The organism is Mesobacillus foraminis (genome assembly GCF_004340465.1).
Taxonomy (GTDB): Bacteria; Bacillota; Bacilli; order Bacillales; family Cytobacillaceae; genus Mesobacillus_B; species Mesobacillus_B foraminis.
On sequence record NZ_SLVV01000006.1, the window covers coordinates 440,973 to 450,738 of the forward strand.

Genomic DNA, 9,766 nt, shown 5'->3' on the forward strand with positions numbered 1-9,766 from the left:
TACATCATTCAGGAGGGAGGAGAAAAGAGTTACGGGGCATTATGCGCATTTTTCAGCAGGTGGCTATATGAGAATTTTCTAAATAAAATACCAGGGTCCTCCGGATAGGAGAATTTTTTTTGTCTATCCTAAAAAATTGCTACTGGACGATTCGTAAGGTTTTTTATATAATGAAAATCGTAATCATTTCGATTTAAGAGAAGGAGTGTTAAAAATGAAGTTTTCATATGCAAGAGGATTAAGTGTACTAGCAATGAGTTCATTACTGGTCGGGTGCCAGGGGGAAAGTACATCCGAGGAAATAAATATAGCTGAGGAATCTTCCGTAAGCAGTACATCTAAAGGAAGCTCTTCTGAAGCTCAAAAGCAAACATCAGAAAGTCATACACATGAACACGATCTTGATCATGCAAAAGATGAAGAATTTCAAAAAATTTATGAGGGATATTTTGAAGACAGCCAGGTAAAGGATCGCTCACTTTCTGATTGGCAAGGAGATTGGCAATCTGTATACCCATATCTACAAGACGGTACGCTTGACGAGGTATTTGCTTATAAAGAAAAACATAATGGCGACAAGACAGCTCAACAGTATAAGGAGTATTACAACAAGGGGTATGAGACAGATGTTGACCGTATCCAGATTGAAAAGGATACTGTAACCTTCTTCAAGAAAGGAGAAGAACTTTCTGGTCAATATATTTATGACGGGTACGAAATACTAACATACGATGCTGGAAACAGAGGAGTAAGATACATATTCAAACTTGCAGAAGAAGCTGAAGGACTTCCTCAGTATATTCAATTTAGCGACCATAGTATCGATCCGACAGAGGCTAGTCATTATCACCTGTATTGGGGCGATGACCGTAAAGCTTTGTTGAAGGAAGTTACCAATTGGCCAACGTACTACCCAGCTGAAATGGACGGACATGAAATTGCCCATGAGATGATGTCTCATTAATTGAGGAAATGTGCCCTGATCAAGGGTACTTATACAAAAGTAGTTTCCCGTCAATTCTAGCGCACCGGAGACAACTATGAAGTCGAGGTTCATTCCTCCTTGCTCCAGAAAGAAGAAAGAGGCTGGCCATTGGATTGCCTCTTTCTTCGAAGTTTGAGAGCGCACTAGTGGATTTAGTAAGAGTCCTTTTCAAATAGTCGGCTTTTTTTATGGATGAGGGAACCCAAGCAGGGAGTATCCACACATCTCAATAAGGGGTATCCAAGATTCAGGTTCGGATTTGGACAACCAATTTCCCATTCGTATGCTTTGTTTCAATCAGATGATGGGCGTGAATCATACTCGTTTCAGTCAAAGGGAATAGACGATTTATATGAAGCTTTACCTTTTTATCCTGCACCCAGTCCGCTATTTGTTCGAGCTGACTGCGACTGGGCCGAACAATAACAAATTGCGCATCTACCTTATATTCTTTAGCTATATCCGAGATGTTTGGCGTTACAATCGAAACCAGCCTGCCACCATCTTTCAAAACTTTAAAATTGTTCTCCTGATTCATTCCCTCAACTGCATCAAAAAAAAGATCCACATTTTTCACAGCTTCTGAAAAATCAACCACCGTATAATCAATAATTTCATCTGCACCTAATTGTTTGACGAAATCATGGTTTCGGAACTTGCTGTTGTGATAATATAGGCGCCTGCAAGTTTGGCCATTTGGATGGCTACATGACCTACGCCGCCAGCCCCGGCATGGATGAGGATTCGTTCGCCTGGCTGCAGATTTCCGTAATGGAACAACGAATGCCAAGCTGTCAAGGCGACAGCAGGCAGCCCGCCGGCTTCATTAAAAGAGACAGTTGGGGGTATTCTCGAAATGAAAGATTCATCTGCTACTGCATACTCTGCATAACTGCCTGCTCTGCACAAGATGCAACAGTTCCGTGGCTGGGGTTATCATAACCCAAAAAAAGAACGATTTTCCGATGTTGGACTTCGTTCTTTTTCTTCTCATTTTATAAGAATTAAATTATTTTCCTAAAGCTAATGAACTACACAAAAGTTAGGTTGACCAGAGTGTGAGGTCACACACGATGACAAAAACGAATGAATCATATACCGAAAGTATGTTTAAGGTATGGCGTAATGGTATGGTTATATGCCCACGCTATGGAAAACATCAGCAAAATGAATATAAAAATGGACAATCCCATCGAAACAAGTGCCTTTCTTGAAGTATTCATACGTTCACTTGCTCGATATGAAAAGAAACCGATTGTGGCACCCATTGTATTTACCATAATATCATTGATATCAAAACTTCCTAAATAAGTGACCATTTGTAAAATTTCCATGCATAAAATAAAAAACACAAACAAGATAAAAAACTTAAAGTATGTATGAATATGTTTCTTAAACAACATCGGCACTAGTATACCAAACGGAATAAATGCCAGAAGATTGCCAAGAGCAAAAGTCCATAGTTTTATAATATCGATAGAAAATTGTTTGGGCAGCCACAAAGGAATTGAATCAGGTATCAGCCAGTACCGATATTCTCGGATCTCTGTGAGCTGAGGACGGCCAAATCCGAAAAACATAAAATAGATCAACATGGCTATATAAACGCCCAAAAGAATAAATAGATATACCTTTTTATAGTTGTTTAGCTGTAGCAATCAAAGCCGCTCCCTTGAGATTCATATGATTTAAAAATAAAAAATTCAATTTATATTAATTATACAATAACTCCATCTGGCTCCGACAAGATGATACAAAGATAAGCCAAGAGTAAATCATATCGCGCTTACTTTTAGTATTTTAAGAAGGAATTTCCAATTTTTTATGGAATAGTGATGATTGATAGCTCAGTATAGTTTAGATGAGAAAGGTGAGAGGAGAATGGGGCAGATTAAGATTTACGGGGTAAAAGACAGGTTAAATCCAGTTAAGGAAATACTATCGGATGTCATACATTCTTGTATGGTGGAAGCACTTGAATTTCCTGAGGATAAGAGATTTCACCGTTTTATTTCCATGGAGAAGGAAGATTTTTATTATGCGAGCGGAAGAACCGATGCCTATACCATCATTGAGGTCAGCATGTTCGAAGGGCGGTCGGCAGGAGCTAAAAAACAGTTGATTAGGCTGCTATTCGAACGTATTCAAGATAAGCTGAGTATAACTTCTGAGGATATTGAAATCACCATCTTTGAAACACCAATGCATAACTGGGGGATAAGAGGGGTACCTGGTGATGAATTAGCATTACATTATAAAGTGGATGTATGAAGTAATTCCATTGTAGGTTGTTAATTTTTTATCTGTACTGTTTAAAAAAAAGAGGAATCTTCCTCAACGAAAGATTCCCCTCCAGTTTTATTTCAGGATAGTGAAGTTAAAATAACCATTACAATTAAGATTAAAATTAAATAGATTAGCGAGTAACGCAGATTAGTCTGTGCCCATTTTTTCACATCTTTTGCCTGCGATCCTTTCATTGCCAGCAAAATCCAGCCAATCGTTAGAGAAGTGGCAAAAAGAAAGAAAAACCACCCAAAAGAACTAATCAAAAAGAATGGGAAAGGCAGCAAGGCAATAATGTAAATCAAGTTTTGGCGAATCGCAACCTCAACACCGGAAACGACTGGCAGCATAGGCACCCCGGCCCGAGTATAATCTTCTAACCTGTTAATCGAGATGGCAAGCGTGTGCGGAACTTGCCAAATGAATAATATACAGAACATAATGATCGGCACGATATGATAGACTGGTGCGATTGCTGCCCAGCCAATTAATGGTGTTAAAGCCCCTGAAACACTGCCAACAACTGTATTCAATGTATATCTGCGTTTTGTCCAAAATGTATAGAGTACTACATAAACAAACCAGCCTAAAAATGAATAAACGGCTGCTTCAAGTGTTGTAAACAGCATCATGACCAGTCCCATGATGGATGTAATGATTCCTGACCATAAAACGGTTTTCAAGGTGAAGTTCCCGGTAACTGTGGGTCTTTTTTGGGTGCGGACCATTTTTTTATCCAAATCCACTTCATACCAATTATTCAGTATAAGCGCTCCGGAAATAACTAGTGTACTTCCGGCCATTGTTAACAGAAAAAGGCCTAAATGATCTATAAATGGTTCCCCATTAAAATAAAGTGCTAACCAATAGGCTGTAAAAACGGGCAGCACATTGGCTACTAACACTTTACCTTTTAATAGATATTTGATATCGATTAATAAGCTAAGAAGTTTAGAAGAACTTCCTGTCGCTGACTCTAAAACTGTTTCAGGTAGTAATTGTCCATTTTCCATGTATATCCCCTATTTTTAAAGTATTCTTGTGCAAATTTACATCTCTTTAATCATACCATGAAAGGTTGATTCAATTTAAGGATAAAGTTTAAAAATGACGTTCCACCAGTAATTACCTGTATCTTTTAAAACAAAGAAAAGGGATTTCTTAAGTATGAATAGCTTTTATCTCGTTCCATTATCTAAAGGGATACTATAAGGCGCATGGCCTTTTCCAGGAATTGAGCGAAGTATCTGTTACACCAGCAATACATTAGTGACTCAGTTACCAGTTTTTTTCTGATAAAGAGCAGAGCTGTGTTCCGTATTTCCCTTATGGGTGCAGCTTACTATTTTTTTAGGAAGGTAAAAAATGATGGAGCTATACGATCAACTTAAAACCAAAATGATAAAGATCACTGAAATTCCAAAATGGGGAGCTTATTTACGAAAGCAATGGGAGATTCATTTTGCCAAGCATTTAAGTGAAGAAGATAAGAACTCAATTTCCCTATTTGATACGAGTGGTTTTTGTGGCTATTTATGGCACTTGTTTAGTTATGAGAAGAAAGATTGTTTTCAGGGAGAAAAAGCTCAAGCTTTATTCAACAATCAACTGAAGAATGAGTGTTAAGTGTTTTATCAACATTCCAATTATGTTCTTTTTCTAGAACATGCCTCTACGCTCGATGCAAATGACCTTTAAGATGAAGATATTTATATTGTAGATAAAGGGTTTAATTGGACATACGTACAAACACACGAAACGTGGTTGTGCGGTCCTTATTTCAGCTTTAATAATAAAAGGTTGCTTTCTGAGCTAACGATGAAAGACAGGCTGCCAATGATCCATGGGGCTTTTTTTAAGAACTTAAAGGTCTGCTTTATTATTGGATCTTAGGCGAACTTAAGCTCCATTGTTCATACCATTTCCCGTAAAAACACTTTCTTCTTGTTCCACCAAATGATAAACTTCTGTTAAAATAAGGACTTTTGACTAAGATAAAACACACTTATCCTATATGGAAGAAATCATACCTTTTTTCAAAGTGAGAACTTGAAGCTGGTCCGGGGGCCGAGCGGAGAAAACAATACCACTCTATTTATTCGGCAATAAGAAATACGTACTGAGAATATACGAAAATCATTAAGATGAAGACAAGGTGAGCTATGAGCATGATGTATTGCTTGCGTTGTAAGAACGGTCCCTATCCTTTTCCATACCAGTACCAGTGAGAACCAAGGATGGCCAAAAGATTGTTAAAACTTGAACCGGATTTTTAGCACACAAGAAAATCTTCTGAACTTAAGGCAGACATCGTCCTGCTGTCACTTGCTTCTTCATATTCAGGATACTGAACAAATTTTACAAGAATTATTCAACATCTTACCTGATGGCGGCCAGCTCATTATAATTGATTTCGAAAAAACGATAAAATAAATCATCCGAAACATAATGGTTTTTCGCATGAAGAACTGAAAAAAAGATTAGCACAAGCTGGATTTAACTCAAGTGAAGTGAGGACATTCTGCCATGGAAATCGTATTTTTATGAACCAAGATGCCTCCATGTTTATATCTACTAGTATTAAGTAAGTGGGATGCTTGTTTTTTTGCGTTACATAAAAAGTTCCTTTTGTTTAGCTTGTGGTTCGGATACGTTTTCGTTGGGCAGGTACTTTCTGCCCCGGGTGCCACAATATTAAGACATATGAAAAGGCCAGTCAAAAAGAACGGGTGACATTGTATTGTGTATGTGACTAGAATTCAAAAGCCAATCTATCCAGGGCACAAATTCTGTCTGAAACAAACAGGGCAAAGGGAATATGAAACGGAGGAGAGGTTAGAATGATACTTGATACTGAACCATTTCCTCGACTTGAGACGAAAAGATTAGTATTAAGAGAAGTTACTACAGAGGACTCAAACAGCCTTTTGAAATATCTATCAGATGAAGAGGTAATGAAATATTATGGACTGAATCCATTTCAATCGATAAACGATGCCCTTGATGAAATTTCATGGTATCAGTCAATCCAAAAGAATAAAACAGGGATCAGATGGGGAATTACTTTAAAAGATCAAGGAGCCGTTATTGGCAGCTGCGGTTTTCATAACAGTGTTTTACAGCATTTCCGAACTGAAATTGGCTTTGAATTAAGTAAAGATCATTGGGGAAAAGGGATTGCCTTTGAAGCCGTTCAAGCAATCATAAGTTATGGATTTGAACATTTGGATCTTCAACGGATTGAAGCATTGATAGAGCCGCCTAATTCCTCCTCTCAAAGACTGGTGGAAAAGTTGGGTTTTATCAGAGAAGGGTTATTGAGGAATTATGAATTTACATGTGGTAAATTTGATGATTTATATATGTATTCTTTGTTAAAGCAAGACTTTGATGAAGTTAAAAATGGCTAGATCCAACAGTCAATTTAACGTTAGATGTGAAGATTACTACTTATAGTAAAGAGGGCTCTAATTGGAAAGTCTTCTTTACTTCCACAACCCTATTGATAATAAAACTGGCATTTTTTGTTTAAGATCCATTTTGTGTAATTAACCTTCATTTTTAAAGTTCTTTCTATTTATCTATTCATAAATACTTCCTACTTTTACCTTTACATGATAGACTTTTTGGTAAAAAGGATTATTGTATAAGATGAAAAATTATTTATCAAGTATTGAAGAAATAGTACCTTTGTATTTCCCTGGCGAGAAGTGGGAGATTGTTCCCGGGCCAAGTGGGGAAAACAATACAACCCTATTTATTCTGGCAAACAATGAGCATTACGTATTGAGAATTTATGAAACCCATCAAGATGAAGACAAGGTAAATTTTGAACATGCTGTGTTACTAGCATTACAAGATCGGCCCATTTCCTTTTCCATACCTGTACCAATGAGAACGAAAGATGGGCAAACCATTGTCAAAACTCAATCCGGATTTCTTGCAGGATTATTTAGATTTATCGATGGAATGAATCCAGCCCTTGAGGACTTAGATCAAATAGATTCATTTGGTAAGGCGGCTGGTCAACTTTCTGCAGAACTTGCCGAGGTCCGTGTGAATCAACTTCCAGTCTATAAGCCGTATTATGATATGGATAGCACACACCCGAGATGTTCTTTGGATCAGATTAAGGACTTTTCCTTAAATCCACCCGAGGACTTTGTGGAGTTAACACGAGAATTATTAATGATCTATAAACAACTAGTTTCATTTCAATCCAAAGTTCCATTTTTAACAAAGCTTCCACACCAGCTCGTTCATGGTGATTTAAATGCTTCCAACATACTTTCGGATGAGGATGGAAAGATTTCCGCCATTCTTGATTTTGAATTTGTTACACATGACTTACGAGTGATGGAAGTTGCGGTCTCTATTTCCGATTTTATAGATGATGAAGAGGATGATACCATTATTTTGAAGAAGATTACTGCCTTCCTTAAGGGGTATGGCAGCAGGATTAAGCTGACTGAAGGAGAAATGCAAGCCCTTTCTCTTCTAATACAGCTTCGAAGTTTAGATGTGTTTATCCATTTTCTCGGCCGTTATTATGACGGGGTTGACTCTATTGATACAGTCAAGAAGTATATTCGCAAGGCTGCACAAAGAGTTTCATGGATTTTATTACACCAAGACAAGTTCAACAAATTTTGTGAAAAATAGTTCAGTTTTCTCGAAAATTTATTGGTCCCTTCGGAAGATAAGTGTACCAGATTGGTCTTCTTTTTCTATACTACTAGAAAATCCTTGTTGATCTCTAAGTACATTTTTTTATAAAGAAAAAAATAAATATTATATTAAAAGAAACAAGGTATTACTTCATCATGGGTAATACCTACTTTTATATCAAAGAGCTTAATTCGTTTTGATTTTGTGAAGTAATGTACTTAAACTAAACGAAAGGGTGTTTGAACAAGCAACAATTACAATTTCGAGGCTTCTTTATAAATAAAAAAATTTGGCTTACGTATTAATCTTGAATCCTGAGAGAAACTTTCTTCTTGCAGCATTAAAACAAAGGGACTTATTCAGACTCATAGGTTATACAATCATTAAAGTAAGTGCGGCCATATTCTCTTGACGATTATATGGCCTAATAGTTCTGTTGTTTTCGATTTTTTAGGAAAGCTATGCTTAAAAGTAAAACAGGGATAACTAGCTGAAAGACAGGATGAACATATGAGGTGATAAACGCTAATCCTTCCTCTATATGCTCTGGATAGCTGGCCGCAATTATTACTGAAAGGAACAGGACGATTAAGCCTAAGGGGTAGACGAGTTGAGATGGCTTCTTAATCTTGAAAAGTACTGCCGTATTTGAGACTGCAACATACAAGTACAAACTGACTTTAAAAAATACCCCTAGTACTGCCGCAAACATAAAGAATACATCCAGGCGTTCCAAGAATTCGGCAACCTGAATTGTTTGTATCGTTGTGAGAAGCGGATATTGGGACCTTGTAGTCATTTTAACGCCCTGGACGCTCACATTTACAGCCATAATGATGGCTAAATTGATACCACTTAAGCACATGGTAAACCATCCAATTGATTTCGTTTTGTAATTATTTTTTAAGTATGGAAATATCGAGGAAAATACGACAGCAGCTTCACCAAAAGGAACATACAGTGTTTGGGTTGCAGCCACCTTTATTATTGGCTTAATTCCTTCCTCAAGCACCGGCTTTAAATTATTGATATCGATTAAACCTGATACAAAGATCAAAACAAAACCAGCTATGGCGAGGATATACAAAAAGATAAAGAGCATCTCACCCGTTCTTGCAATCACCTCAATCCCTTTCTGGAGAGCATAAATAACTACAATAAACAGTAAGGCGTTCACAATGAATAATGGGGTTTCTAAATAGAAAGTTGTTAGAAGCATGGATCCAAAATCGCGCATTACCCTCGCGGCTAGATAGATAAAATATAAAATATAGAAAAAGCAGAGAAGGCTGCCGAAAAATCGCCCCACTATTTTCTGTATATATTCCACCGGAGTCATATCTGGATAATAAACAAATAATCTATATTGGATCCAAAATAAAATAAAGCCTCCACCCATCCCAAACAGAATGGAAAGCCAGGCATCTTTTTTTGCTTCAATGGCAAGAGGGACAAGCATTGCAGTGCCATGCAAAAATATAAACATCAATACAAACAGCTGGTATGAGCTGATTTTTGCCTTTTCCATGAAATCTGTGCTCCCTTGTGTTGGGACTATAATTCTTCTGGATGACGAATTGGCCGGTAGTTACGGTAAACCAGCGTAATTTGGGTGACAATCAGTAGTACTCGGTTATAAATTTAGTTAAGGAAGGATTGTCATTTCTTAATCCACATTCCTATCTTTTACTAATCCCCACATGATATTCCACTTTTTTCCGTAACGTTGGGTAAAAGGAGCATTCCTGTTAGAAGGATTTTCGGGGACTTGAAATAAAAAGAGCCCTCTTGGTATGATGCGGGGTGTCAAATCGTGTGGCGAAATGA

The 9,766-nt window shown here is 37.3% G+C and carries 9 protein-coding genes and 2 pseudogenes; 6 read left to right on the top strand and 5 right to left on the bottom strand.

The window, feature by feature from the left end; translation table 11 throughout:
• The first annotated feature begins 214 nt into the window (after window positions 1-214).
• The gene (locus EV146_RS13145) at window positions 215-964 is read left to right on the top strand and encodes a ZinT family metal-binding protein (protein ID WP_132006849.1); all 750 of its coding nucleotides are present in this window, start codon (window positions 215-217) and stop codon (window positions 962-964) included.
• Window positions 965-1,232: 268 nt separating this feature from the next.
• On the opposite strand, the gene EV146_RS27045 is transcribed toward EV146_RS13145, so the two are convergent.
• The 3 genes from EV146_RS27045 to EV146_RS13155 form a co-directional block, all read right to left on the bottom strand.
• Window positions 1,233-1,583 carry a zinc-binding dehydrogenase gene (locus EV146_RS27045; RefSeq protein WP_158287098.1) on the bottom strand — a complete coding sequence of 117 codons (351 nt, stop codon included), beginning with the start codon at window positions 1,581-1,583 and terminating at the stop codon, window positions 1,233-1,235.
• A gap of 26 nt (window positions 1,584-1,609) precedes the next feature.
• The gene (locus EV146_RS27050; RefSeq protein ID WP_158287099.1) at window positions 1,610-1,894 is read right to left on the bottom strand and encodes an MDR/zinc-dependent alcohol dehydrogenase-like family protein; all 285 of its coding nucleotides are present in this window, start codon (window positions 1,892-1,894) and stop codon (window positions 1,610-1,612) included.
• A 182-nt stretch (window positions 1,895-2,076) separates the two neighbouring features.
• Window positions 2,077-2,643, bottom strand: coding sequence for a VanZ family protein (locus EV146_RS13155; protein ID WP_199232682.1), 567 nt, complete (start codon window positions 2,641-2,643; stop codon window positions 2,077-2,079).
• A 223-nt stretch (window positions 2,644-2,866) separates the two neighbouring features.
• On the opposite strand from EV146_RS13155, the gene EV146_RS13160 reads away from it, so the two are divergent.
• The gene (locus tag EV146_RS13160; protein ID WP_132006855.1) at window positions 2,867-3,256 is read left to right on the top strand and encodes a tautomerase family protein; all 390 of its coding nucleotides are present in this window, start codon (window positions 2,867-2,869) and stop codon (window positions 3,254-3,256) included.
• A gap of 92 nt (window positions 3,257-3,348) precedes the next feature.
• On the opposite strand, the gene cyoE is transcribed toward EV146_RS13160, so the two are convergent.
• Window positions 3,349-4,284, bottom strand: coding sequence for a heme o synthase (cyoE, locus tag EV146_RS13165; RefSeq protein WP_132006858.1), 936 nt, complete (start codon window positions 4,282-4,284; stop codon window positions 3,349-3,351).
• 355 nt (window positions 4,285-4,639) lie between these two features.
• Here cyoE and EV146_RS13170 point away from each other — a divergent pair.
• The 4 genes and pseudogenes from EV146_RS13170 to EV146_RS13185 form a co-directional block, all read left to right on the top strand.
• A pseudogene (locus tag EV146_RS13170) lies at window positions 4,640-5,056 on the top strand (DUF4275 family protein); the annotation flags it as partial.
• Window positions 5,057-5,550: 494 nt separating this feature from the next.
• A pseudogene (locus tag EV146_RS27890) lies at window positions 5,551-5,859 on the top strand (class I SAM-dependent methyltransferase); the annotation flags it as partial.
• Window positions 5,860-6,111: 252 nt separating this feature from the next.
• Window positions 6,112-6,681 carry a GNAT family N-acetyltransferase gene (locus EV146_RS13180; protein ID WP_132006861.1) on the top strand — a complete coding sequence of 190 codons (570 nt, stop codon included), beginning with the start codon at window positions 6,112-6,114 and terminating at the stop codon, window positions 6,679-6,681.
• 241 nt (window positions 6,682-6,922) lie between these two features.
• Window positions 6,923-7,933, top strand: coding sequence for a phosphotransferase (locus tag EV146_RS13185; protein WP_132006864.1), 1,011 nt, complete (start codon window positions 6,923-6,925; stop codon window positions 7,931-7,933).
• A gap of 430 nt (window positions 7,934-8,363) precedes the next feature.
• Here EV146_RS13185 and EV146_RS13190 read toward each other — a convergent pair whose 3' ends face one another.
• Entirely contained in the window at window positions 8,364-9,467 is a 1,104-nt protein-coding gene (locus EV146_RS13190) for a GerAB/ArcD/ProY family transporter (protein WP_132006867.1), read from the bottom strand.
• Window positions 9,468-9,766: the final 299 nt, after the last annotated feature.